This is a genomic window from Kitasatospora sp. NPDC096077, assembly GCF_040303245.1.
GTDB lineage: Bacteria > Actinomycetota > Actinomycetes > Streptomycetales > Streptomycetaceae > Kitasatospora.
In genome coordinates, this window is the sequence record NZ_JBEOSV010000102.1 from 1 (window position 1) to 23560 (window position 23560).

Below are 23560 nucleotides of genomic sequence, written 5' to 3' on the forward strand. Positions count from 1 at the left end.
ACTGCCGACCCTGTCCGCTTATGCCCAGCCGCCGTTGGCAGTCTGAAAATCACCCGTCACGCCCCTCTCCGCACCCACCCCCTCCACCGCCCCCTCCCGCAGCGCGTCCCTCTCGCCTGGGTGGGTGGGTGGGAGGGGGTGGGAGGGGGGAGGTGGGGGTGCTGGGGGGCGCGTGGGCTTCGCCCTGCGCGCCCGTGGGGGGTGGGGGAGACTGGGCGCATGCCGGAGTTGCCTGAGGTGGAGGCGTTGAGCGCGTTCCTGGCCGGGCGGTTGGTGGGGCGGGTGATCGCCGGGGTGCAGCCGGTGGCGATCAGTGCGTTGAAGACGTACGACCCGCCGGTGACGGCGTTGGTGGGGCGGGTGGTGGGGGGTGTGGGGCGGGGGGGGAAGTTTCTGGACGTTGAGGTGGGTGGGTTGCACCTGGTGGTGCACCTGGCGCGGGCCGGGTGGCTGCGGTGGCGCGATGTGCTGCCGGTGGGGGCGGTGAAGCCGGGTGGGCGGAATCCGTTGGCGTTGCGGGTGCGGTTGGAGGGGGAGGGCGGGTTCGATCTGACGGAGGCGGGGACGAAGAAGGGGCTCGCCGTGTATGTGGTGGGGGATCCGGGGGAGGTGCCGGGGGTGGCTCGGTTGGGGCCGGATCCGTTGGAGGTGGGGTTCGAGGAGTTCGCCGCCTTGGTGCGGGGGGACCGGCGGCGGCTGAAGGGGGTGCTGCGGGACCAGAGTGTGCTGGCGGGGGTGGGGAACGCCTATTCGGACGAGGTGCTGCACGCGGCGCGGATGTCGCCGTACAAGCTGGCGTCCAGCCTCACGGAGGAGGAGGCGGCGCGGTTGTACGAGGCGCTCGGCGGCACCCTGCGGGAGGCGGTGGAGCGCTCGCGGGGGCTGGCCGCGGGGGAGCTGAAGGCGGAGAAGAAGCTCGGGCTGCGGGTGCACGGGCGGGCCGGGCAGCCGTGTCCGGTCTGTGGGGACACGGTGCGGGAGGTGTCCTTCGCGGACTCCTCGTTGCAGTACTGCCCGACCTGCCAGACCGGGGGCAAGTTGTTGGCGGACCGGAGGCTGTCCCGGCTGTTGAAGTGACCTCCTTCAACAGCCGGGTGGGCGGGTCAGCGCTTGATGGCGACGCCGCCCCAGTAGTAGGCGGCCTTCGGGTCGGTCGGGGGCTCGCCGTCCGGGCGCCAGGCGAGGACCGGGGAGAGGCCGGGTTCGATCAGGTCCCAGCCGTCGAAGAAGCGGAGCACGTCCTCGTAGCCGCGGGGGACGAGGGTCATCCCGCCGGCCCGGGCGGCCTCGGCGACCTTGCCGACCGCCTCCGGGGCGAAGTCCGCGGTGGGGGTGGTGAGGGCGAGGCAGCTGCCGGCGGGGAGGGCGTCGCGCAGGGCGGCGACCCGGCCCCAGGGGTCGTCCTCGTCGGCGATCAGCATCAGGACGGCGATCATCAGCAGGCCGACCGGCTGGGTGAGGTCGAGGGTGGAGGTGAGCGCCGGGTCGGCGAACAGTTCCTCGGGCTTGCGCAGGTCGGCGTGGATGTAGGTGGTGCGGCTGGCCGGGCTGGAGACCATCAGGGCGCGGGCGTGGGCGAGCACGATGGGGTCGTTGTCGACGTAGACGACCCGGGTGCCGGGGCTGACCGACTCGGCGATCTCGTGGGTGTTCGGGGAGGTCGGGATGCCGGTGCCGAGGTCGAGGAACTGGCGGATGCCGTGCTCCTGGGCGAGGTGGCGGACCGCCCGGCCCTGAAAGGCGCGGTTGGCCTTGGCCATCTCCTTGACGCTCGGGACGGCCTCCTCGATGGCCTGGCCCATGGCGCGGTCCGGCGGGAAGTTGGTCTTGCCGCCCAGCCAGTAGTCGTAGACACGGGCCGAGTGGGGAGTGGTGGTGTCGACGCCGAAACGTTCCCACTGGCTGAGCTCGGCGGCATCGTCGTCCTGCGGGCCCTGCTGGGGGAAGTCCTGACTTGTCGTCATGGCCACGTCCTCTGATGGCAGATCATCACACTGGTGAAGGCGCAGTGTAGCGGCCTCGGGGGGAGGCTGGGCGTCCGGTCGGGGAAGGGGTGTCGACGGGCCGGGATGGCGGGGTGTGGACGGCTTCGGTGTGGGCCGTCGGAGTGGTGATCGGGGCCGTAGGGGGTGCTGTCGGGGAGGGGGCATGACCTGCGGGGCAAGCATTCAGAATGCTGTCTGATCGTCAGATTAAGGGTCCGGTCCCTTCGCGCAGGTTGCTGTTGGTCGCCTCCGGGATGTCGCTGCTCGGGGCGGCCGCCGGGTGCAGCCCCTGGAAGGCCCCCGATGCCACGTCCGCTACGGGGAATCCGCAGGCCGCGGGCGATGTGCCGGCGGCGCTCGTCCCCTCGGGTGCGGCGTCCTCCCCGGCTCCGCTGTCCCCCGTCCCCTTCACGCCGAGCGGCTCGCCTCCGGTGCCCTCGCCGGTGCCGCCCTCGTCCTCGCCCGACGGGGTGCAGCCGGTCCGCAGGGCGCTCAGCGAGGCGGAGAGCAAGCCGGTGTACGACCTGGATCCGTCGCAGCGGGTGGTGGCGCTCACCATCGACGACGGGCCGGATCCCCGGTACACGCCCCAGGTGCTGGACCTGCTCCAGCAGCACGGGATCCGGGCGACGTTCTTCCTGGTCGGGGAGTGCGCCGTCGAGCACCCGGAGCTGGTGCGGGAGATCGCGGACCGGGGCCACCACATCGCCAACCACACCTGGACCCACCCGGACCTGCGGCACATGTCCGAGAGCGCGGTCCGGGACGAGCTGGAGCGGACCAGCGACCTGCTGCACCGGACCACCGGGCGGCTGCCCACCTGGTTCCGGGCGCCGGGCGGGGACTTCTCGCCGGTCTCGCTCAAGGTGGCCGCCGACCTCGGGCTGCGGAACATGAGCTGGACGGTGGACCCGCGGGACTGGTCCCGGCCGGGGACGGCGTCGATCATCGACACCGTGCTCAAGGACGTCCGGCCCGGCTCGATCGTGCTCAATCACGACGGCGGCGGGGACCGCTCGCAGACGGTGGCGGCGCTGAAGGCGTACCTGCCGGTGTTGATCGACGAGGGGTACTCCTTCACGGCTCCGCCGAACTGATCATGGGGAAGTCGGAATGTCGGCTGCATATGCCGATGGTTCGGGTAATGGCTTTGCGGTTTAAACCACTCGAAAGGGTGGATTGGAAGAACCGTTTCTGCGGATTTTGGGCCTTTAAGGTGATCTCGCACCGATTCCCCAGGTACCGCGAGTACCACCTGAAAGGCCCTTTCCCATGCGTCTCCGCAATGCCGTCGTCGCCGCTGCCAGTGCCGTCGCCCTCGTCCTCACCGTTCCGCTGTCCGCGAACGCCGCCACCGGTGTTTTCCTCTACAAGGTCGGCAGGGGCGTTCCGGCCGAGCTCGCCTACCCGGAGAGCGAGAAGTGCATCGACCTGGAGGGGGCGACCGACGCCGACCCGGCCTTCGCGCCGCAGAACCTCACCAAGTCCACGGCCACGGTCTTCCTGGAGTTCGGCTGCAACGGTGATGTCTTCTACGTGCTGGACCCCGGAACGAAGCGCGGCGACCGGCTGAAGCTGCGTTCGGTGATCTTCTCCTGAGCGACCGGGAGCACGGGGTGGCCCGGGCCGGGCGGTCGGCGTAGCGTCGAACTGTCCGGCCCGGTCGCCGGTGTCTCCTGCTGCTCCTGCGATCCGCCCGTGGTCGGGCGTGGTGCGAAGGAGGTCCGGGGATGACCGGCAACGGCTACGCGCACCCCGAGTCGCTGGTCGACACGGAGTGGTTGGCCCGCCACCTGGACGACGGGACGGTCCGGGTGGTCGAGGTGGACGAGGACACCGAGGCGTATGAGCGGGGGCACATCCCCGGGGCGGTCGGGTGGAACTGGACCACTGAGCTGCACAGCCAGGTGGGGCGGGACTACGCCGACCGGGAGGGCGTCCAGCGGCTGTTGCGGGCGGCGGGGGTGGAGGACGACAGCACGGTGGTGCTGTACGGGGGCAACAACAACTGGTTCGCGGCCTATGCGTTCTGGCTGCTGCGGCTGCGCGGCTACGGGCCGGTGAAGCTGTTGGACGGCGGGCGCAAGAAGTGGGAGCTGGAGGGGCGGGAGCTCACCCACGAGGTGATGGACTACCAGCACTCGGACTTCCGGCTGACCGGGCCGGAGCGGCCGGAGCTGCGGGCGTTGCGGGACGAGGTGCTGGCGAAGGCCGAGGTGTTCGCCAAGCCCGGCGCGGACGCGGTGCTGGTGGACGTCCGCTCCCCGGCGGAGTTCCGGGGCGAGCTGATCGCGCCGGCGCACCTGCCGCAGGAGCAGGCCCAGGTGCCGGGGCACATCCCCGGTGCGGTCAATGTGCCCTGGTCGCAGGCGGCCGACGACGACGGGTCGTTCCGGTCGGCGGCGGAGCTGCGGGAGCTGTACGGGGGCCGGGGGGTCTCCGCGGAGCGTGAGGTGATCGCCTACTGCCGGATCGGGGAGCGCTCGGCGCACACCTGGTTCGCGCTGAGTGAGCTGCTCGGGTACCCGCACGTGAAGAACTACGACGGCTCGTGGACCGAGTACGGCTCGCTGGTGCGGGCGCCGGTGGTGCTGGGGGCCTGAGCGGACGGGCGGGGCGGGCGGGGCCGGTGACGTTGCTGCGGCGGCGTCATTTCGGCGCGTTTCTTTTCATGAACATCTCACAATCGGGGAGTGGGCGGCGGGCTGCCGGGACAAGGATCGATCCGACCCAATCGATCCGGTGATCCTGGAGGACCACGTTGCGCAAGAGGCTGATCGTCTCCGCCGCGAGTGCCCTGAGCCTGTTCCTGGCCGTCCCCGCCTCGGCCACGGACTTCCAACCCGGCGCGGCCGGGATCGGCGACCCCTACTACCCCACCTACGGCAACGGCGGCTACCGCGTCTCGCACTACGACATCCGGCTGAAGTACCAGCCCGCGACCGACGAGCTGGAGGGCACCACCACCATCCTCGCCACGGCGACCCAGGACCTCTCCCGGTTCGACCTCGACTTCGCCTTGAACGTCTCCGAGGTGCGGGTCAACGGCCGGCCCGCGACCTTCACCACCAGCGGTGAGCAGGAGCTGGTGATCACCCCGGCCCGGCCGCTGGCCAAGGGCAGCCAGGCCACCGTGGTGGTCCGCTACAAGGGCGTGCCGTCGACGGTGAAGAAGTACGGGTTCACCGCCTGGCACCGCACCCCGGACGGCGCGGTGGCGGCCGACGAGCCCGAGGCCGCCTGGTGGTGGTACCCGAGCAACGACCACCCGAGCAACAAGGCCACCTACGACGTCTCGGTGCAGGTGCCGGACGGCAACCAGGTGATCAGCAACGGCGTGCTGACCGGCACCAGCTCGCAGGCCGGCTGGACCCGGTACAGCTGGCGCGAGAACAAGCCGCAGGCGACGTACCTGACGACTCTGGCGGTCGGGAAGTTCGACATCACCACCGACACCACCGCGAGCGGGCTGCCGGTCTACAACGCGTACAGCAAGGACCTCGGCGACAACGCGGACGCCGCCCGGGCGAGCGTCGAGCGCACCGGCGAGCTGGTGGACTGGCTGAGCGGCTACTTCGGCGACTACCCGTTCAGCTCGGTCGGCGGCTACGTGCCCAACGTGCCCACCGGCTACGCCCTGGAGACCCAGACCCGGGTCTTCTACAGCCCCAAGCAGTTCGCCAAGGGCACCAACACCTCCGTGGTGGTACACGAGTTGGCGCACCAGTGGTACGGCGACAGCGTCTCGCTCTCGCGCTGGAGCGACATCTGGCTGAACGAGGGCTTCGCCCGGTACGCCCAACTCCTCTGGTCCGAGCACGAGAACGAGGGCACCGCGCAGGAGGTCGCCGACTACATCTACGCCTCGCACCCGGCCGAGGACCCCTTCTGGAGCGTCAAGCCCGGTGACCCGGGCCCGGACAACCAGTTCTCCAGCGCGGTGTACGACCGGGGCGCGGTGGCCATCCAGGCGCTGCGCAACACCATCGGGGACGAGAAGTTCTTCAAGATCCTCAAGGGTTGGCCGACCGAGCGCAAGTACGGCAACGCGACCATCGCGGAGTTCCAGGCGTACGCGGAGAAGGTGTCCGGGCAGAAGCTCGGGGACCTCTTCAAGACCTGGCTGTTCACCCCCGCGAAGCCGGCCGTCGGACCGGTGGTGCCGGGTGCGGCGGCCCCGGCCGCGCTGGCGCCGGGGGCGCACGCGGATGCGGCCCGGGACGACGTGAAGGCGTTGGTGGAGCCGAAGTCCTGGAAGCAGATCCAGGAGAGCACCTCCGTGCACGCGGGGACGCGCTGACGGCCGTGCGGTGAGGTGACGGGCGTGGCCCGGTCGGCTGTTCGCGCTCGGTACGGGAGGTACGGGAGCGCGAACGGGCGGCCGGGCTACGCCGCTCCGGGGCCGTCCGCCGCGAGCAGTTCGGTGAGGCGGCGGACGGCGAAGGGTATGAGCTCGCGGACCGGGACCAGCCGGCAGGGCGCGGTGCCGACCAGCACCTCGCGGATGCCCGCGTGCGCCTCGAACTCCCGCCCCACCACCGGGAAGTGGGTGTCGTTGTCGTTGCCGACGTCGGGCGCCTCGATCCACACCCGCTCGCCCTGGATCTCCATCGGGAAGCGGCGCAGCTTGAGCCGGCGGTTCGGCGCGAAGGTCTCGGCGTAGTGCAGGAAGGTGTTGCGGTTGTGGCCGACGCCGACCAGCAGCACATACCCGCCGAGGTCGTGCAGGGCACCGAAGGGCGACTCCCGGCCGACCGCCCAGCCGAGCGAGCGGCGGGCGGTGACCTCCCGGGCATGGGCGCCGACGGCGGCGACCGAGGCCTGCGGGTGGGTGCTGCGCAGGCTCTCCGGCAGGGCGCGCAGCGCCTCGGCGACGGCGCCCATCGGGGAGGGCAGGTCGGCGTGGAACAGCGGTACGGCGGCGCGGAGTTCGGCGATCTTGGGGCTGGGAAGGCCGGCGTGGTAGGGCGCCGGGTCGCAGACCGTGCTGCCGGTGAAGGCGGGGACGGCCACCGTGCCGCCCGGGCCGACGGCCTCGCGCAGGCTCGCCACCACGGCCGCCGCCCCGCCCTCGACCCGGCCGAGGGAAGAGAGCGAGGAGTGCACGATCAGTGCCATGCCGGGGCGGACCCCGACCCGGTGCCAGCCGTCCACGAGGTCGGCGGTGGTGAGCGGGCTGCTGCCCGGAGTGGTCATGGTCCCCCCTGGTGACGGTGGTGCTGGGTCTTCTGGGCGCGCTGATGCGGATTCGTACCGGTGTGGTGCGATTTCCGTTCGAGGGCGACCCTAGCGGGTGGCACTGACAATCGGTCAGGAGGGGGGTACCCTCCGTCAGTCCACCCGTCGGTCCACCGTCGGGCCGCGGTGTCCGGCCAGCAGCAGGGCCTCCTGCTCGGGGGTGAAGCCGTGGTCGAGCGGCGGTTCGCCGCGGCCGCGGTCCCAGGCGAGTACGTCGGCGGCGGTCACCGCGAGCGGGGTGGCGGGCAGGCCGGCGGCCCGGGCCCGGGCGGGGTCGCGCCGCTGTCCGGGCCAGAGCGGTTCGGCCCGGACCAGCGGGAAGAACGGCGGGGCGCTCTCCGGCGGGACCGGGACGATCTCGACCTCGGTGCCCGCGGCCTCGGCGCAGGTGGCGATCAGCCCGCCCAGGGTGGTCGGTTCGGCCGGGCCGACGGCGTGGAAGGCGCCCGGCCGGTCGTCCTGGAGCAGGCGGACCACGAGCCGGGCCAGGTCGCGCGAGTCGACCAGCTGGACCGGCTGCTCGGGGCGGCCGGGCAGCGCGATCCGGCCGCCGCGGGCGGCCCGGCGGACCCAGTAGGTCAGTCCGCGCTGCTCGTCGTACGGCCCGGCGACCTTTCCGGGGCGCACGATCGTCGCCCGGTCGCCGTAGCGGGCGGTGACGTCCTGTTCGCAGGCGACCTTGAGCGGGCCGTAGGTCTCGTCGGTCAGCTCCTCGGCCTCGCGCAGCGGCTCGCGGAGCGGGGCGGACTCGTCGGAGCGGTCGGCGGGTCCGTCCTGTCGGTAGACCGCGTGGCTGGAGACGAACAGGTAGCGGCCGACCCGGTCGCCGAGGGCGGCCATGGCCTGGCCGACCTGGCGCGGGCGGTAGCCGCTGACGTCCACCACGGCGTCCCAACCTCCCCCGCGCAGCGCGGAGTAGTCGCCGGTGTCGCGGTCGCCGAGGAGGTGGCGGGCCTCGGGGAAGAGGCCCGGGTTGGTCCTGCCGCGGTGGAAGAGGGTGACCTCGGCACCGCTGCTCAGGGCGTCGGCGGCGATCGCGCGGCCGACGAAGGAGGTGCCGCCGAGGAGGAGGATGCGCATGGCCTCCAGGCTAGGACTCGGGGTCAAGTCCGTTTTCTCGGAGGGTGGGAGAGAGTTTCGGGTAGTCGGTGTAGCCGGTGGCCTGCTGGCCGTAGAGGTGGGTCTCGTCGACGGGGGTGAGCGGGGCGCCGGTGGCGAATCGTTCCGGCAGGTCGGGGTTGGCGATGAAGGTGCGGCCGTAGGAGACCAGGTCGGCGAGGCCGGCGGCGAGGACCGCCTCGCCGCGGGCGCGGTCGGTGGCGGCGCGGTTCTCGCCGACGTTGGCGATCAGCGGGCCGGACCAGCGGGGGCGCAGGTCGGCCAGGGCCGGGTAGTCGTCGTTGTCGGTGAGGTGGAGGTAGGCCAGGCCGAGGCCGTCCAGTTCGGCCAGCAGTGCCCGGTAGACCGGGGCTGGGTCGGCCTCGTGCATGCCGAACTGCGGGTTGCCGGGGGAGAGGCGCAGGCCGAGGCGGTGCGGGCCGACCTCCTCGGCGACGGCGGTGACCAGTTCGACCGGGAAGCGGAGCCGGTCGGCGAGGGTGCCCGGGCCGTACTCATCGGTGCGCAGGTTGGTGTTGTCGGCCAGGAACTGGTGGATCAGGTAGGAGTTGGCGCCGTGCAGCTCGACGGCGTCGAAGCCGGCGGCCAGCGCGTTGCGGGCGGCGGTGACGTGGTCGGCGATCGTCCGGTGGATCTCGTCCCTGGTCAGGGCGCGCGGGGTGACGGCCTCGGCCTTGCCGCCGTCCCGGACGTGCACCGGGCCCGGGGCCGGGACGGCGGAGGGGCCGGCCGGGACGTCGCCGAGCAGCCGGTTCAGCGGGTGGCCCTGGCGGCCGCCGTGCATCAGCTGGGCGACGATCCGCCCGTCGGCCGCGTGCACGGCCTCGGTCACGGCGCGCCAGCCGGCCACGTGCGCGGGCGTCTCCAGGCCGGGCAGCCGCCAGCCGGACTGGCCGGCCCGGCTGGGCCAGATGCCCTCGCTGACGATCAGTCCGGCGCTCGCACGCTGGGCGTAGTAGTCGGCGACGACGGGCAGCGGCGTACCGTCCTCGGCGGCCCGGTAGCGGGTCATCGGGGCCATGACGATGCGGTTGGGCAGGTCGAGCCCGCCGAGGCGGTACGGGCTGAGCAGGGATTCGGTGGTGGACATGCCGGTACGGTAGAACCTGACATCGGTGTCAGGTTCAACCGGTGTGGGCGCCCCGGGCGGCTTCGGTGAGGATCAACTCCTCGATGCCGTAGAGGAATCGGGCCATCTCGGGACGTGGGAGCACGGCCGGGTCGGCGGTCATGGCGAGGCTCAGCGCCTCCGGGGACTGCAGGGCGTCCAGGGCGTAGGTCAGGCCGGGGCGCGGCTCGAACTCGACCGGCCAGCTGAGGGTGGTGCCCTGCTCGCCCGGCGCGGGGGCGGCCGGGAGCAGGTCGCGGGTGTCGTTGAAGACGCAGGAGCGGTCGGCCAGCGGCACGCCCTCGGCGGTGAGCCGTTCGGTCTCGGCGGCCAGGGCGAGCTTGTCGAAGTAGGCGTGCCGGTAGGTGCCGATCGCGGCGGCGTGGGTGCGGCGCACCACGTCGCCGAACTCGGCGGTGGCGTCCGGGAGGTGGAAGAGTCCGTCGCCGGCGACCACGCTCACCGCGTCGGCCAGCCCGGGCAGGAAGCGGTTGTTGACCACGACGCCGAGCACGGCCTCGGTGCGGCCGGCCAGTCGGGCGGTCATCGCGGCGGTGGCCGCGAGCAGGACGGAGGAGGTGCTCACCCGGTGGGCGGCGGCGACCCGTTCGACCGCGCGGGGGAGGGCGGGCGAGCGCAGCACGGCGTTGGGGAAGTGCTCAAGCCGCGCGGCCGGGTCGGAGGTCGTGGCCGGGTCGGGCTGCGGGAAGAGGCGGGGCGGGGCGAGGCGGAGCTTGCGCAGGAACTGCTTGCGGGCGGCCTCGTCGCGGCGCCGGCCGCGCTCGGAGTGCTGGAACTCGGCCTCCTCCAGCGGCTGTTGGGCGGGTTCGCGGAGCTTGGCGAGGTCGTCGGGGGAGGTGCCGAGGCTGAGCGCGGACAGGTCGGCGACCAGGCGGTTCATCCCGGTGCCGTCCACGGCGGTGTGGGAGAGCGCCAGGCTGAGGTACCGGACCAGTCCGTCGACCGTCACCGCGCCGACCCGGATCGGCCACTGGACGGCGGTGTCGAAGGGGCGCTCGGCGAGCTCCCGGTGCAGCCGGGCGCCGGCCTCGGTCGGGTCGGCGCCGTTCGGCAGCCGTTCCAGCTCCACGGTCAACGTGCCTTCCGGGTCGACGACTTGCTGCAGTCGCTGATCGGGACGGGGGAGCAGTCGGGTGTGCAGCGAGTCGTGCAGCCGCAGCAGTGCGGCCAGGGCGTCGAGCAGGACGGGCAGCGGCAGGCCCGGGTCCAGTGCGGCGGCGGTGGCGATGGTGTAGCGCGGCACGTCGGCCGGGGGCAGTCGGCGGACGGCGTCCCAGATGGCCTGTTGGCCCCAGGTGGCCGGTCCGGTCCCGGACCGGCCGGACGAGAACGCGATCTCCAGCAGTTGGCGTGTGGTCACCGTGTGGCTCTCCGTTGGGCGGTGGTTCGGTTCGTCGGTGCCGGTGCGTTGGGAGCGCGGGTGCTGCTGGGGAGAGTGTGGCGCACCGGCCGTCGGGCGTCGAGGGGCTCCGGGCTGCGGTGACGTCCGGAACGGGGGTTCCGAGATCTCTCGATGTGAAGTATCTTGATGTCGAGATTGACGGTGGACGTGAAACGGGGGCCTGTCATGCGGGGGAACGGACTCTGGGCGCAGCTGCGGCGGCCCCCGGGCGGGCGGGACGCCCGGATCATGCTGTTCGCGCAGGGCGTGGACCGGACCGGCACCGGGGTGTGGGCGGCGGCCTCGGTGCTCTACTTCACCTATGTGTGCGGCATGGACGCCGGGCGGCTCGGCCTGCTGCTCGGGGTCGGCGCGGTGGCCGGGATCATCGGCTCGCCGCTGGCCGGCCGGGCGGCCGAACGGCTCTCGGTACGCGGGCTGCTGGTCGGCTGCCACCTGCTGCGGGTCGCCACCATGGTGCTGCTGCTGGTCGTCGACCACTTCGCCGCGCTGCTGGTGGCCGTGGCCCTGACCTGCCTGGCCGAGCGCGGCGCCAAGACCCTGGAGATGTTGTTCGCCACCCGGGTCGCGGGCGAGCGGCGGGCCACCTACCAGGCGCTGTTCCGCAGCGTCGCCAACGGCGGGTACGCGGTCGGCACCGGCTTCGCGGCGCTCGGCCTGGCGGTGGGGAGCACGACCGCCTACCGGGCCCTGATCGTGGCCAACGCGCTCTCCTACCTGCTCGCCGCCGTGCTGATCCGGCGCACCGAGGAGCCGGCCGGGCGGGGGCTGGTGGCCGAGGCGGGGGCCGGGCCGGCGGACCCGGCGGGCCGGGAGGCCGCCGCTGCGGCGCCGAGCCCCTGGCGCGACCGCGGCTACCTGCTGTTCGTGCTGCTGGACCTGCCGATGTGCCTGGACGACTCGGTCCTCAACGTCGGCCTGCCGCTCTGGCTGATCCACCACACCGGTGCGCCGCACGCCGTCGTCCCGGTCTTCCTGACCCTCAACACCGCACTGGTGGTGGTGCTGCAACTGCGCGTCTCCGCCTGGGCCGAACGCCCCGGCGGGGCGACCAGGGCGGTCGGTTGGTACGGGGTGATCCTGCTCGCCAGCTGCCTGCTGATCGCGCTCTCCACCGGCGGCGGGCCGCTGACCGCCTCGCTGGCGCTGCTGGCCGCGGCGGCGCTGGTCACGCTCGCGGAGCTGATGCGCTCGGTGAGCTCCTGGGAGCTGGCCGTCGCGCTCGCGCCGCCGCGCGCCCAGGCCTCCTACCTGGGGGTCGCGGGGATGTCCCAGTCGGTGCAGAAGTCGGTGGGGCCGGTGCTGCTGACCGGCGTGGTGATGGTGGCCGGACCGATCGGCTGGCTGGGGCTCGGCGCGGCCTGCACCGGCCTGGCGGCGGTGCAGCGTCGGGCGAGCCTGCGGCGGCTCGCGGTGCTGGAGGCCGCGGCGGGGGCCTCCGAGGCCTCGGGCGGCGCGGGCGTCTCGGGGGCTCCGGCGGCGACGGTGGCCGTCGGCTGACCGGACTCGGAGGCCGCGGCGGCGGCGGGGGCCGAGGGGGCCGAGGGGGCCGGGGAGAACGGGAAGACCGAGGGAGCCGAGGAGCGGGGGCACCTGGTGTGCTGTCCGGTGCGGGGTGCCCCGCTCGGCGTGGTCGGTCGGCGGGCCGGGTTCAGGCGCGGACGGCGGTGACGAGGTGGTAGTCGATGAGGCCGTGGCGCCAGGCGGGGAGGAAGTTGCGGGTCCAGTGGTCGGCGGGGACGGCGTCGGTGAGGTAGCGGTCGAGGCCCGGCCAGACGTCGGGGCCGATGGACTCGGTGGTGACCTCGGCGAAGCCGGCGGTGCCGAGGTCGGTGGTGAATCCGTCCAGGGGGTGGGCGATGTCGAGGCCGTCGGCGAAGCTGGCGAGCAGGATCTTGAGCCGCTCGGTGATCTCGGCGCCGGGGGTGGCGAAGAAGGTGGTGACCACCAGCCGGCCGCCGGGGCGCAGGACCCGGGCGGACTCCCGGGCGAAGCTGGTGAGTTCGCGGAAGTGCTGGGCGGCCTCGACGGAGTACACGCCGTCCAGGGAGGCGTCGGCGAAGGGGAGTTGGCCGGCCGAGCCGATGGTGTAGCCGAGCCGGTCCGGATAGGTGGCCAGGGCGCGGGCGTTGACGGCACGGGCGCGTTCGATCTGGTCGGGGTGGATGTCCACACCGGTGACGGCGGCGAAGCGGAACTCCCGTAGGGCCAGGGCCGCGCCGAGTCCGCGCCCGCAGCCGACCTCGGCCAGTCGCAGCTGCTCGCGCGGCTCGGGGTAGGCGCGCAGCACCCGGCGGTAGAGCTGTTCCTGGCTGTGCACCCGGTCGTCGGGGGACGGGGCGGTCAGGTCGATGCCGTGCCAGTCACCGAAGTTGATGAATCCGCCGGCGAAGCTGGCGGCCTTGGACAGGTCGTCGGTGCCGTACGTCCGGCGTACTGTCGGGGGGATGTGGTTGTGGTCCATGGGTCGTCGGGTCTCCTGCTCGGTAGCCGCCCGGCGATCGGGCGCGCGGGGGTACGTACCCAAACCTGTGGCGCTCCGAACACGGTACGTGACGGGCCGGGTTCGGAGTTGACCCGGCGTCGTTTCGGCCCGCGGAGTCGGCCTGTGGGGTCGGCCCGCGGAGTCGGCCCGTGGCGTCAGCCCGCGGAGGAGTTGCGGCCGCCGGGGGTCTCCGGGGCCCAGGTGGGCGGCGCGGCGGCCTTCTCGGGATCGGGTTCGCGCAGCAGCACCTTCCAGCCGTCGGCGCCCGCGGGGCCGTCGAGGCGCAGTGTCAACTGCTTGCGCAGGCCGGTGTCGTGGAAGTAGAGGACCACGGTCTGGCGCACCGAGCCCTCGTCGTAGAAGTCGGCGGTCACCGCGCCCCGGGCACCCGCGCCGAAGGCGGCGACCCAGTTGTCGGCGGTGGCCAGGGCCTCGCGGGCGGAGCCGTCGGAGGTGGCGAGTCCGGCCAGGGCGCCCGAGGATCCGTCGGCGAGGCGCCAGACGATCCGCTGGGTGAGCTCCAGGCTGCCGGTGGAGGGGTAGCCGACCACGCGCAGCGGGGGGTGGCCGACGTAGTCGTTGACGTAGTCGAGCCCGTCGTCGGCACTCCGCAGCCAGTAGCCGCCGACGGCGGAGGCGGTCATCAGCGCGGCGACGGCGGCCGCGGCGGTGAGCGGGCGGACGCGGCGGCGCGGGGCGGGAGGGGCGTCGGGCATGGGCGGCCAGGTGTGTGCGATTCTGGTCAAGAGATGACCAAGGATAGGCAAGGTGTCGGTCAAGTGGTGCGCCGGGGGTCGGAAACGCGCTGTCCGGCCGGGTCGTCCGTTCGCTACAGTCCGCCGGGATCCGGTCGAGATCGGATCGGGACCCGATCAAGAGGAGCGACGACCCATGAGCACCGACACCCGACCCGTACCGTCGCTGACCGGCGGCGAGCGCGAGATGCTGCGCGGCTTCCTGGACTACCACCGGGCGACCCTCGCGATGAAGTGCGAGGGACTCACCGACGAGCAGCTGCGGCAGCGCTCCAGCCCGCCGTCCACGCTGAGCCTGCTCGGCCTGGTGCGGCACATGGCCGAGGTGGAGCGCACCTGGTTCCGCCGGGTGATCGACGGTGAGGACGTCCCGCTGGTCTGGTCCGCGGACGGCGACTACCAGGTCGCCTACGAGACGGGCGGGGCCACCCGGGCCGAGGCCTTCGCCGCCTGGCAGGCCGAGGTCGAGCACTCCCGCCGGATCGAGCTCGCCGCGCCCTCGCTCGACGTCACCGGCCACCAGCCGCGCTGGGACGCCGACGTGTCGTTGCGCCTGGTGATGCTGCACCTGATCCACGAGTACGCCCGGCACAACGGGCACGCCGACTTCCTGCGCGAGGCCATCGACGGGGTGGTGGGGGCGTAGCCGCCCTGGGGCTACCAGCCGAGGAGGTGGGTGCGGGCGGTGAGGGCGGCGAGGACGGACTTGGCGGCGGTGTCCGGGGTGAGGGCGCCGGTGTCGAGCTCGTGCGGGGCGCCGGGGGCCGCGGTGGTGAGGATCACGTAGTGGAGGGCGGCGCCGGTGGTGCGGCTCTCCCGGCGGAAGGTGTCCAGAGTGGCGGGGGCCTCGGCGCACTCGACCACGACCTGGTAGCCGCCGGTGGCGTAGGCGAAGGCGGCCTGGGCGGCGGCCGCCAGCGCGGTGACCTGCTGCCGGTCGGCCCCGGGGGCCTGAGGGGACAGCCGGCCGTTGCGGATGACCTGGAGGAAGTCGTCCGTCCGCAGGTGGACGCTGGGGTGCAGCTCCTGGGCGAGCAGCTCCGCGACCGGGCTGCCGCCCGTTCGGTCGTCGGAGGTCCCGGACGTCCCGGAGGCCCCGGAGGTCCCGGCGGGGTCGACGAGGACGAGGACGCCCCCGGCGCCCCGGCCGGCCCCGAGCTCCGGCCCACCTACGGTCGTACGGTTCACAGCTGCTGATCCCTTCGCGGGCCGGGGACGGGTCGGGACGGACATGGACGGGCAGCCGGGGCGGGGCGGTGGGAGTGCGAAGGAGCCGGTCGGCCCGGATGCGGACAGCCGACCGCCTCGTCCCTACGACTGATGCGTTTCGGGGATCAACCTAGTCCAAACGGGTGCCCCGAGTCGTCCCCCTCCCGGCCCGTGGGCGGGTCGCCGGGCGGGCTCAGCGCTCCTCGGCGCGCAGCACGATCGGGTTGGTGAGCGCCGCCATCGGGCCCCAGGGGAGGTCCCCGCCCATGGTGTTGCCCTTGCCCGGAGTGCCGTCCGCCCTCGGGTGGCGGACCTCGGCGCGGACGTAGGCGGCGAGCGAGGCGGTGGTGCGCCAGACCACCGTGCCGGAGCCGTCGGCGGGCAGCGACTCCTGGTGCAGCTGGCCCTCGTCGGTGAGCAGCCGGACGGTGCCGCCGGGGACCCCGGAGACCGTCAGCCGGACGTCCACCGGGGCGTCGGCCGGGACGGTCAGCTCCTCGCCGATGCCCGCCTGACGGCCGTTCCCGGTGGCGGTGAGGTCGAGCGTGACGGCGGCGGACTCGGCCAGCCAGCTGTGCCCGGCGCGCAGCCCGTCCAGGACGGCGTCCCGGGTGAGGTCCTCGGCGAGGACGACGTTGTGGGGCAGGCCGATGACCTGGGGCGCGCTGTGGGCGTCGCTGTTGCCCATCGCGGGCAGCCAGGAGCGGCCCTCCCGCAGGGCCACGGCGAGCTGGGCGTCCCAGGTGTCGACGGCCGACTCGTCGTCGTACGTCCAGGGGCCGTTCCACACCTCGACGGCGTCGGCGTGCTCGTACCCGAACTTCCACTGGCAGGCGACGTACGGGCAGTACGGGTGCGCGGGCACCACCAGGCCGCCGGAGCGGTGGACCTGGCGGACGAAGCGCGGGTACTCCTCGTCCCGGGAGCGGTAGCGCCAGTCGACGAACTGGCCGGGCTCCAGGCCGAGGGCCAGCCAGTGGCCGTTGCGGGTGGTGATCTCCTCGCCCGGGACGATCAGCAGGTCGGGGCCGGCCAGCGGGCCCCAGACGGCGTGCGAGGAACTGGTGTTGTGGTCGGTCGAGACGATGAAGTCCAGGCCGGCCGCGCGTGCTCCGGCGGCGACCTCCTCGGGCAGCCGACGGCCGTCGGAGTACACGGTGTGCAGGTGGCAGTCGCCCCGGTACCAGGCCCGGCCGCGGCCGCGGGCGCGGTCCGGCGGGTAGTGCGGGGTGAACTCGGGCCCGGGCTCGCCGAAGCGCAGGGTGACCTGGACGCGGTAGTCCAGGCCCTGCGGGGCGACCTGGTACGGGCCCAGCACGACGTGCCAGGTGCCCGGGTTGACCGGGCCGGGGAGGTAGCCGGGGGTGGCGGTGTCGCGGGCGACGGCGAACTCGGTGCGGAAGCCGCCGGACCAGCCGCGGAAGCCGTCCCCGCCGAGGTCGGTGCCGCGCTCGTCGAAGATGCCGATGTCGCAGGAGTTGCCGGGGGTGCCGGGCGGGACCTGCGGCTTGTCGTAGCCGTAGGAGACGGCGATCTCCCGGACGCCGTCCGGGACTTCGACCGGGAGGTAGACGAAGTCGGGGGCGCCGGTGGGGAGGTGGCCGGTGAGGGTGAGGGTGCGGTCGGCGCCGGTCGGGGCGGGCTTCGGGTTCGGGGCGGCCGTGGCGGAGCCGCTGGTGGCGGCCAGGCCGAGGGCGGTGGCGGCGCCGGTGGCGAGGCCGGTGCGGAGCAGGTCGCGGCGGGCGGGGCGGGGTTGCCCGGCGGGGTCGGCCTGCTCGGTGGGGCGGGGTTGCTCGGCGGGGCGGGGTTGCTCGGCGGGGTTCGGGGGCGGGGTGGGGTCGGCGGGCATCGGGGCCTCCGGGCTGGGGTGGGCGGGTCCACAGGGTGGCCTACCCCGGGGGGTGAACCGGGGGTGAGGTGGGGCCCACCGGGGTGGGGCGGGTCGGTGAAAGGGGCCCGGGCGGGGAGCGGGCGCGGTTCGGATGCGGTCCGGCCGGTGGTCCGGACGGTGGGTCCGGGCGAGTTGCGGGGAGTGACGAATGGTCGGTTCATAGTCATGTAGTCAGTTGGTACGACATATAGCAACGGGTCGGTCGGGAGGCTGGTGTGACGCTGAGTCGGCGGACGCTGTTGGCGGCGGTGGTGACCGGGGGCGCGCTGGCGGGGTGCGGACGGGGGCGGGGTACGACGGGGGGCGGCGCGGCCGACCCGCCGGCGGTATCCCCGGCGGGGACGGCGTCCGGCACGGCCTCCGTTGCGCCGTCTGCCACACCGTCTGCTACGCCGTCCGCCACACCGTCCGCTACGGGGACCGCCACGCCCGCGGCGGCCCGGGAGCCGGGCCGGGCGGAGCTGGTCCAGCGCTACGGGGGCGTGACGCCGACCGCATGGGGCCTGGACCTCCCCGGGGTGGTCACCGCGCTGCCGGAGGGCGAGCAGGCGACGGCGCTCACCTTCGACGCCTGCGGGGGCCCCGGCGGGAGCCGCTACGACGCCGAGCTGATCGACTTCCTGCGCGCGCACGACGTCCCCGCCACGCTGTTCCTGAACGCCCGCTGGATCGACGCCAACCCGCAGACCTTCGAGCAGCTCGCCGCCGACCCGCTGTTCGAGATCGGCAACCACGGCACCGTCCACCGTCCGCTCTCGGTGACCGGCCGTTCGGCGGAGGGGATCGCCGGAACGGGCGGGGTCGGCGAGGTGTACGACGAGGTGGCGGGCAACGCCCTCAAGCTGACCGAGCTGCTCGGGCGGCCGCCGCGGTTCTTCCGCTCCGGCACCGCGTACTACGACGACGTCGCCACCCGGGTGGTCGCCGACCTGGGCGAACGGATCGCCGGGTTCACCGTGAACGCGGACGGCGGGGCGACGCTCCCGGCCGGCGAGGTGCGGCAGGAGGTGGCCTCGGCGCCGCCGGGGGCGATCGTCATCGGGCACATGAACCAGCCGGGCCGCGGCACCGCCGCCGGGGTGACGGCGGCGCTGCCGGGGCTGCTGGCGGCCGGGCGGCGGTTCGTCCGGCTCTCCGACGTGCTCTGAACGGGGGCGGTCAGGCCAGCCGGAGGCCGCCCGGGTGGCGCTCCTCGATGACGTCGACCAGCCAGTCGAAGACCGTCGGGCCCCGGCCCGCCCGGGCGGCGGCCAGCTCGGCCGCGACCTGCGCGCGGTTGGTCGGGTGCACCCGGGCGAGCCGGCGCTCCAGCTGGCGGACCGTCTCCGGGTAGCCGAGCGCGCGCCGGGAGGCCTCGTGGTCGCGCCACTCGATGACGTAGTCGCCGTCCTCGGGCGTGCCGTAGCCGCCGCCCAGGCAGTCGGCGAAGGCGTCCAGGTTGCGGCCGAAGTAGCCGTCGGCGCCGAGCGCCTTCCCGACCGCGTCCCAGAAGTCCTCCAGGTCGCCGATCTTCCCGCCGTCGATCACATAGGTCACCGTCACGCGGTCGAGGATATGCCCGGCCGGCGAACGGGCGGGCGACGGGCGGTGACGGTCCGGTGATCGACGGCCGCGGTTCCGGCGACTCCGGCGGCGCGGACGGGCCCTACGGGCGGACGGCGATCGCGGTGGCGAGCAGCCCGTCGCGGACCGCCCAGCGGCCCTGGAAGCCGTCGAGCCGGCGGCCGGCCACCACCGGGCCGGGCACCAGCAGCCGGGCGGTGAAGGTGCCGTCGGGGACGAGGTCCAGCTCGGCCTCGTGGAAGTCCAGCCACAGCTGCGTCAGCGGGAACCAGGTCTTGTAGACCGACTCCTTGGCGCTGAACAGGATGCGGTCCCACGGGGTGTCCGGGTGCTCGGCGGCGAGCTTCGCCAGCCGCTGCCGCTCGACCGGCAGGGCGATCGACTCCCGCACGCCCTCCGGGAGCGGCAGCGCGGGCTCGGCGTCGATGCCGACGGAGGCCAGGGCGCCGGCCCGGGTGACGGCGGCCGCGCGGAAGCCGTCGCAGTGGGTGAGGCTGCCGACCACGCCGTCCGGCCAGCTCGGCGCGCCGCGCAGGCCGGGGACGAGCGGGACGTACGGGACGCCGAGGCGGGTCAGCGCGGTGCGGGCGCAGTGCCGGACGGTGGTGAACTCGCGGCGGCGCTTGTCCACGGCCCGGGCGATCACGGCCTCCTCGGCGGGCTCCAACCGCGCCTCGGGCGGGTCGTCGTAGGCCACCTCGGTCACCACGACGTCCGGCAGCAGGTCCCCGATCACGTGTTCCCCCCTCGGTCGGCGGCGCGGCGGCGCACCGCGCGGGTCGAGCCTAGCCCGGGCGGGTGGCCGCGGTCCGCGATCTTCGGCAAGCCGTGCCCGCCCGCTCCCGGCCGTCGGCGGTGCGGTGTGGGCGGCGTGAACGGTGCGGTGTGGGCGGCGTGAACGGTGCGGTGTGGGCGGCGTGAGTGGTGCGACCGTCACTGGCCGAGCAGGTGGGCGAAGTCCAGTCCGAGGCTGCCGAGGACGGGCAGGGCGCCGAGGTCGGTGACGCCGCCGACCGGGATGCTGTAGCCCTGGTTCACCGCCCGCGGCGTCGCGGAGTTCTGCGTCGCGGCGGCCGAGGGGGCGACGGCGACGGCCGGGGCCAGGGCGGCGGCGAGGAGCAGGGCGGCGAGTGCGGTGCGCATGGGGGCGGACCTCCGGGGCAGACGGGGGTGACGGCCGGTCAACTCCCGTCGGGTCGGAGCGGTCACGCCTCGTCGCCCCTTCGGCCGTATCGGTGCTTCGGTCGGTACGTCAGCCGGTACGGCGGTCGGTACGTCAGCCGGTACGTCGGTCGGTAGGTCGGTCGGTACCCGCCGCCGGGGCGGGGCCGGGTGGCAACGGTGCCATGGCGAGCAGGAGTTGGACCGCCGGGGAGGCCGTCCGCGGGTGGTGGGCGAGCCCCAGGGTGACCGTCGGCACCGGGCGGGCCAGGCGGCGCAGGCTCACGCCGGGGATCCGGAAGACCCGCGCCCGGCCCTCCGGGATCGGCGCGATGCCGTGGCCCGCCGCCACCGCCAGCAGCAACTGCTCGTCGTCCGGCTCCTCCCGGACGATCCGGGGCGGCCGGTCGGGCCACAGCTGTCCGGTGATCGACGCGTGCATCCCGGGGCCGTTGGCGCGCGGCCACAGCACCACCGGCTCGTCGCGGAAGCCGTCCGGGGCGAGCCGGCCGCGGCCGCGGGCCAGCGGGTGGCCGCTGGGCACGGCCAGCAGCAGTTCCTCCTCGGCGATGATCCGGCAGGCCAGTTCGGGGACGTCCAGCGGCGGGCGGACGAAGGCCGCGTCCAGTCGCCCGGCGAGCAGTTCGCCGACGTTGTGGGCCGTCCAGCCGGTCTGCAGGGCGACGTCCACCTGCGGGTAGCGGCTGCGGAACTCGGTCATCAGGGTCTCCGACACCCCGCCCCGGGCCGAGCGCGTGTACGCCACCCGCAGGCTGCCCTGCTGCCCCCGGGCCACCGCCGTGATCCGCCGGTCCGCCTCGGCCACCAGCCGCAGCAGCTCCCGGGCCTCCGCGGCGACCGCGCCGCCGATCGGGGTCAGGGTGCAGCCCCGGCTGGTGCGTTCGACCAGCTGGACGCCGAGCTGCCGCTCCAGCGCCTTGATCTGCTGGCTCAGCGCCGGCTGCGCCACCCGCAGTCGGCGGGCGGCCCGGGTGAAGTTCAACTCCTCGGCCAGCACGGAGAAGTAGCGCATGCGGTGAAGGTCCACCGGTCGATGGTAGGCCGGTGGCACGGGCGGCAGCAGTCGCCGGGGGGCCGGTTTCCAGCGGTGAGAAGGCCGGCTTATCGCCGGGTGGTGGAACTGGTCTTGGACGCCCGGCGGGCCGTCCCGCTTTCCTGGAACCCGGTCGCCGACGGCGGGTCGGCGGCCGACCGGGAGGGGGATCGGCATGGACGTCGTGGTGGTCGGCAGCGGGGTCATCGGGCTCACCGCCGCCGTGCGGCTGCAGGAACGCGGGCTGCGGGTCGTGGTGGTGACGGCGGACGGACTGCTGTCCACGGTCTCGGCCGTGGCGGCCGCCGTCTGGTACCCGGTCGGGGTCGAGGCGGGCGAGCGGGTCGCGGCCTGGTCCGCGGCCACCTACGCCGAACTCGCCCGGCAGGCCCGGGCCGGCGTGCCCGGGGTCGTCCTGCGCGACACCTGGATGCCCGCGCTGCGACGGCAGCCGGAGGAGGTGCCCTGGTGGGGCGCCGGGGTCCCGGACCTGCACCGGCTGCAACCGGCCGAGCTGGCCCCGGCGTACGCGGACGGCTGGCGGTTCACCGCCCCGACGGTCGAGATGCCGCGCTACCTGCCCTGGCTGCTCGGCCGCTTCCTGGACGCCGGGGGCGAGGTCGTCCACCGCCGGCTCGACACCCTCCGGCAGGCCCGGGCCTGGGCACCCGTGGTGGTCAACGCCGGTGGGCTGGGCGCCCGGCAGCTCTGCGGGGACCAGGCGCTGCGGCCGGTGCGCGGACAGCTCGTGCTGGTGCGCAACCCCGGTCTGCGGGCCTCGCTGCGGATCCAGGACGAACCGGCCGGCTACACCTACGTCCACCCGCGCAGCACGGACGTGGTCCTCGGCGGCACCTTCGAGGAGGACGTGTGGGACCTCGGCGGTGACCGGGCGACGGCGGAGGCCATCCTCGCCCGCTGCGCGGTGCACGTCCCGGAGCTGCGCGGGGCCGAGATCATCGGCTGCCCGGTGGGGCTGCGGCCGGACCGCCGGGGCGGGGTGCGGCTGGAGGCGGAGGAGGGCGCGGACGGGCTGCGGACCGTGCACGACTACGGGCACGGCGGGGCGGGGGTGACGCTGAGCTGGGGGTGCGCGGACGCGGTGGCGGAGCTGGTGGGGGCGGTGCCGGCGGGCTGACGTCGATGATGACGCATCGTCATGCGGGGTTCGACGTTCGCGGTTAGACTCCCGGACCGTCCCTGGGCGCCCAGGGCGTCCTGTCCTCCTGCGGGCACCACGGACCCGTCCTTCTTCCCGCTGCTTCCCGTCCTACGGAGGAGTCTTGGCCTCGATCACCCTGGACGCCGAGCGCCGCGTCCGCGCCGACGCCGCACGCGTCCGGATCGCCGCCGTGGCGGCGCTGCGCGCGCTCGGCTTCCAGGTCACCTCCGAGCAGGCCACCGTGGTGGAGGCCCGGCGCGGCTCGGTCGTCCGGTCCGCGCTGCTGCTGCCCGACGAAGTCCCGCTCGCGGTACGGCTCCGGATCGCCGCCGACCCCGGCGGGGCCGAGCACACCACGCTGTTCGTGCACCTGACCGACCGGGCCGTCTCGGTGGTCGCGCTGGGCGTGCAGTCGCCGTACGTGTCGGCGTACCAGGGCGCGCTGTTCGCCCTCGACCAGGCCCTGACCGGCCTCGACCCCGCCGCCGCGGCGGGCTTCCCGCAGCCCCGCTGGTGGGCCGGCGGGCCCGGGTCGGAGACCCTGGCCCGGCACCACCAGGCCGGGCAGCGGGTGGTCGGCGGGGTGACGGCGATGGTCAACGAGCGGCTCTCGGGCGGTCCCCGGGCGACCGGGCCGTCGCTGTGGGGCGGCGTCGAGGGCGTGGTCTTCCGCTCCCGGGAGGGCGTCGTCACGCTGGACCGGACCGCCGTCGCCGCGCTGCTGGCGATCCCGGTGATGATGGGCCGCCGACCGGACGGCGTGCCGGAGCAACTCGGCGCCGAGGTCGCGGGGTTGGCGGCCGAGGTGGAGGGACGGTTGGCGGCCGTCGGGCTGGGCCTGGTGGAGATACCGGTCGGGGAGGAGCGGCGGGCGGCCTTCGAGTTCCTGTACCGGCAGTTCGGGATCCGCTCCCGGCTGCCCGTCCGGACCCTGTGCACCTGCCGGGACTGTCGGCAGACCAAGGTGGTCAACCTGGACCTCAAACGGCTGCGGGAACGGAAGCGCCGACTGAAGATGATCTCGTCGGTGGTGCGCGCGGCGCACAGCAAGGACGGTGAGATCCACCCGTTCCAGATCGTCGGGGCGTTCCTCCAACAGGGGAAGAGCGACCCGGAGTTCATCTGCTCGCGCTGCGAGAGCACCTCGGCCGACGAACAGCCGGTGACCTTCTGCCCGGGTTGCGGGGACATGCGGACGGAGGGGGCGCTGCTCCGCTGCGGGGAGTGCGGGTACGAGTTCGAGGGGCTGGTCGCGGGGCTCGCGGTCTGGGGGGTCGATGTCTGGGGGGTCGCGCCGCCGGCTGCGCCTTCGACACCCCCGCCCTCGACACCCCCGCCTTCGATTCCGCCGCCTTCGATACCCCCGCCTCCGGTGGCACCGCCGCGCCCGGCGGCGGTGCCACCGTC

The 23560-nt window shown here is 74.1% G+C and carries 23 protein-coding genes; 10 read left to right on the top strand and 13 right to left on the bottom strand.

What is annotated here, in order from left to right; genetic code table 11:
- Nucleotides 1-219: 219 nt before the first annotated feature.
- The gene (locus tag ABTZ03_RS41710; protein WP_350518478.1) at nucleotides 220-1077 is read left to right on the top strand and encodes a DNA-formamidopyrimidine glycosylase family protein; all 858 of its coding nucleotides are present in this window, start codon (nucleotides 220-222) and stop codon (nucleotides 1075-1077) included.
- Between the two features lie 26 nt (nucleotides 1078-1103).
- Here the strand turns inward: ABTZ03_RS41710 and ABTZ03_RS41715 are convergent, their stop codons facing one another.
- The gene (locus tag ABTZ03_RS41715; RefSeq protein ID WP_350518479.1) at nucleotides 1104-1964 is read right to left on the bottom strand and encodes an SAM-dependent methyltransferase; all 861 of its coding nucleotides are present in this window, start codon (nucleotides 1962-1964) and stop codon (nucleotides 1104-1106) included.
- A 254-nt stretch (nucleotides 1965-2218) separates the two neighbouring features.
- On the opposite strand from ABTZ03_RS41715, the gene ABTZ03_RS41720 reads away from it, so the two are divergent.
- The 4 genes from ABTZ03_RS41720 to ABTZ03_RS41735 all read left to right on the top strand — a co-directional run bounded on the left by ABTZ03_RS41720 (nucleotide 2219) and on the right by ABTZ03_RS41735 (nucleotide 6285).
- Nucleotides 2219-3082 carry a polysaccharide deacetylase family protein gene (locus tag ABTZ03_RS41720; protein WP_350518480.1) on the top strand — a complete coding sequence of 288 codons (864 nt, stop codon included), beginning with the start codon at nucleotides 2219-2221 and terminating at the stop codon, nucleotides 3080-3082.
- 175 nt (nucleotides 3083-3257) lie between these two features.
- On the top strand, nucleotides 3258-3584 hold the full coding sequence (locus tag ABTZ03_RS41725; protein WP_350518481.1) for a hypothetical protein: 327 nt from the start codon (nucleotides 3258-3260) through the stop codon (nucleotides 3582-3584).
- A gap of 131 nt (nucleotides 3585-3715) precedes the next feature.
- On the top strand, nucleotides 3716-4588 hold the full coding sequence (locus ABTZ03_RS41730; protein ID WP_350518482.1) for a sulfurtransferase: 873 nt from the start codon (nucleotides 3716-3718) through the stop codon (nucleotides 4586-4588).
- Nucleotides 4589-4746: 158 nt separating this feature from the next.
- Complete coding sequence (locus tag ABTZ03_RS41735) at nucleotides 4747-6285, top strand: M1 family metallopeptidase (protein ID WP_350518483.1); 1539 nt, start codon at nucleotides 4747-4749, stop codon at nucleotides 6283-6285.
- 86 nt (nucleotides 6286-6371) lie between these two features.
- On the opposite strand, the gene ABTZ03_RS41740 is transcribed toward ABTZ03_RS41735, so the two are convergent.
- The 4 genes from ABTZ03_RS41740 to ABTZ03_RS41755 all read right to left on the bottom strand — a co-directional run bounded on the left by ABTZ03_RS41740 (nucleotide 6372) and on the right by ABTZ03_RS41755 (nucleotide 10831).
- Nucleotides 6372-7181, bottom strand: a complete 810-nt coding sequence (locus tag ABTZ03_RS41740) for an AAC(3) family N-acetyltransferase (protein WP_350518484.1) — start codon at nucleotides 7179-7181, stop codon at nucleotides 6372-6374.
- 135 nt (nucleotides 7182-7316) lie between these two features.
- A complete protein-coding gene (locus ABTZ03_RS41745; protein WP_350518485.1) occupies nucleotides 7317-8303 on the bottom strand; it encodes an NAD-dependent epimerase/dehydratase family protein in 987 nt (328 codons plus the stop codon).
- Between the two features lie 10 nt (nucleotides 8304-8313).
- Nucleotides 8314-9432: an alkene reductase gene (locus tag ABTZ03_RS41750; protein ID WP_350518486.1), complete on the bottom strand. Its 1119-nt coding sequence runs from the start codon at nucleotides 9430-9432 to the stop codon at nucleotides 8314-8316.
- Between the two features lie 34 nt (nucleotides 9433-9466).
- Entirely contained in the window at nucleotides 9467-10831 is a 1365-nt protein-coding gene (locus ABTZ03_RS41755; protein WP_350518487.1) for a condensation domain-containing protein, read from the bottom strand.
- A gap of 207 nt (nucleotides 10832-11038) precedes the next feature.
- On the opposite strand from ABTZ03_RS41755, the gene ABTZ03_RS41760 reads away from it, so the two are divergent.
- The gene (locus tag ABTZ03_RS41760; protein WP_350518488.1) at nucleotides 11039-12373 is read left to right on the top strand and encodes an MFS transporter; all 1335 of its coding nucleotides are present in this window, start codon (nucleotides 11039-11041) and stop codon (nucleotides 12371-12373) included.
- Nucleotides 12374-12524: 151 nt separating this feature from the next.
- Here ABTZ03_RS41760 and ABTZ03_RS41765 read toward each other — a convergent pair whose 3' ends face one another.
- Both ABTZ03_RS41765 and ABTZ03_RS41770 read right to left on the bottom strand, forming a co-directional pair.
- Nucleotides 12525-13337: a class I SAM-dependent methyltransferase gene (locus tag ABTZ03_RS41765; RefSeq protein ID WP_350518489.1), complete on the bottom strand. Its 813-nt coding sequence runs from the start codon at nucleotides 13335-13337 to the stop codon at nucleotides 12525-12527.
- 176 nt (nucleotides 13338-13513) lie between these two features.
- Nucleotides 13514-14104 (bottom strand): hypothetical protein, encoded by a 591-nt coding sequence (locus tag ABTZ03_RS41770; protein WP_350518490.1) that lies wholly within the window; start codon nucleotides 14102-14104, stop codon nucleotides 13514-13516.
- 145 nt (nucleotides 14105-14249) lie between these two features.
- Here ABTZ03_RS41770 and ABTZ03_RS41775 point away from each other — a divergent pair, with 145 nt between their 5' ends.
- The gene (locus ABTZ03_RS41775; protein WP_350518491.1) at nucleotides 14250-14759 is read left to right on the top strand and encodes a DinB family protein; all 510 of its coding nucleotides are present in this window, start codon (nucleotides 14250-14252) and stop codon (nucleotides 14757-14759) included.
- An 11-nt stretch (nucleotides 14760-14770) separates the two neighbouring features.
- On the opposite strand, the gene ABTZ03_RS41780 is transcribed toward ABTZ03_RS41775, so the two are convergent.
- Nucleotides 14771-15301 (bottom strand): hypothetical protein, encoded by a 531-nt coding sequence (locus tag ABTZ03_RS41780; protein WP_350518492.1) that lies wholly within the window; start codon nucleotides 15299-15301, stop codon nucleotides 14771-14773.
- A 214-nt stretch (nucleotides 15302-15515) separates the two neighbouring features.
- The gene (locus ABTZ03_RS41785; protein WP_350518493.1) at nucleotides 15516-17171 is read right to left on the bottom strand and encodes a CehA/McbA family metallohydrolase; all 1656 of its coding nucleotides are present in this window, start codon (nucleotides 17169-17171) and stop codon (nucleotides 15516-15518) included.
- A 524-nt stretch (nucleotides 17172-17695) separates the two neighbouring features.
- Between ABTZ03_RS41785 and ABTZ03_RS41790 the strand changes: the two genes are divergently transcribed.
- Entirely contained in the window at nucleotides 17696-18361 is a 666-nt protein-coding gene (locus ABTZ03_RS41790; protein WP_350518494.1) for a polysaccharide deacetylase family protein, read from the top strand.
- A gap of 10 nt (nucleotides 18362-18371) precedes the next feature.
- Here the strand turns inward: ABTZ03_RS41790 and ABTZ03_RS41795 are convergent, their stop codons facing one another.
- From ABTZ03_RS41795 to ABTZ03_RS41810, 4 genes are all read right to left on the bottom strand, one after another.
- Nucleotides 18372-18755 (bottom strand): barstar family protein, encoded by a 384-nt coding sequence (locus ABTZ03_RS41795; protein ID WP_350518495.1) that lies wholly within the window; start codon nucleotides 18753-18755, stop codon nucleotides 18372-18374.
- A gap of 103 nt (nucleotides 18756-18858) precedes the next feature.
- Nucleotides 18859-19512 (bottom strand): 4'-phosphopantetheinyl transferase family protein, encoded by a 654-nt coding sequence (locus ABTZ03_RS41800; protein WP_350518496.1) that lies wholly within the window; start codon nucleotides 19510-19512, stop codon nucleotides 18859-18861.
- Nucleotides 19513-19709: 197 nt separating this feature from the next.
- Nucleotides 19710-19919 carry a hypothetical protein gene (locus ABTZ03_RS41805; protein ID WP_350518497.1) on the bottom strand — a complete coding sequence of 70 codons (210 nt, stop codon included), beginning with the start codon at nucleotides 19917-19919 and terminating at the stop codon, nucleotides 19710-19712.
- Nucleotides 19920-20052: 133 nt separating this feature from the next.
- Nucleotides 20053-20985 (bottom strand): LysR family transcriptional regulator, encoded by a 933-nt coding sequence (locus ABTZ03_RS41810; protein ID WP_350518498.1) that lies wholly within the window; start codon nucleotides 20983-20985, stop codon nucleotides 20053-20055.
- A gap of 181 nt (nucleotides 20986-21166) precedes the next feature.
- Between ABTZ03_RS41810 and ABTZ03_RS41815 the strand changes: the two genes are divergently transcribed.
- Both ABTZ03_RS41815 and ABTZ03_RS41820 read left to right on the top strand, forming a co-directional pair.
- A complete protein-coding gene (locus ABTZ03_RS41815; protein ID WP_350518499.1) occupies nucleotides 21167-22129 on the top strand; it encodes an FAD-dependent oxidoreductase in 963 nt (320 codons plus the stop codon).
- 145 nt (nucleotides 22130-22274) lie between these two features.
- A partial coding sequence (locus ABTZ03_RS41820) for a hypothetical protein (protein ID WP_350518500.1) occupies nucleotides 22275-23560 on the top strand: 1286 nt, incomplete at its 3' end.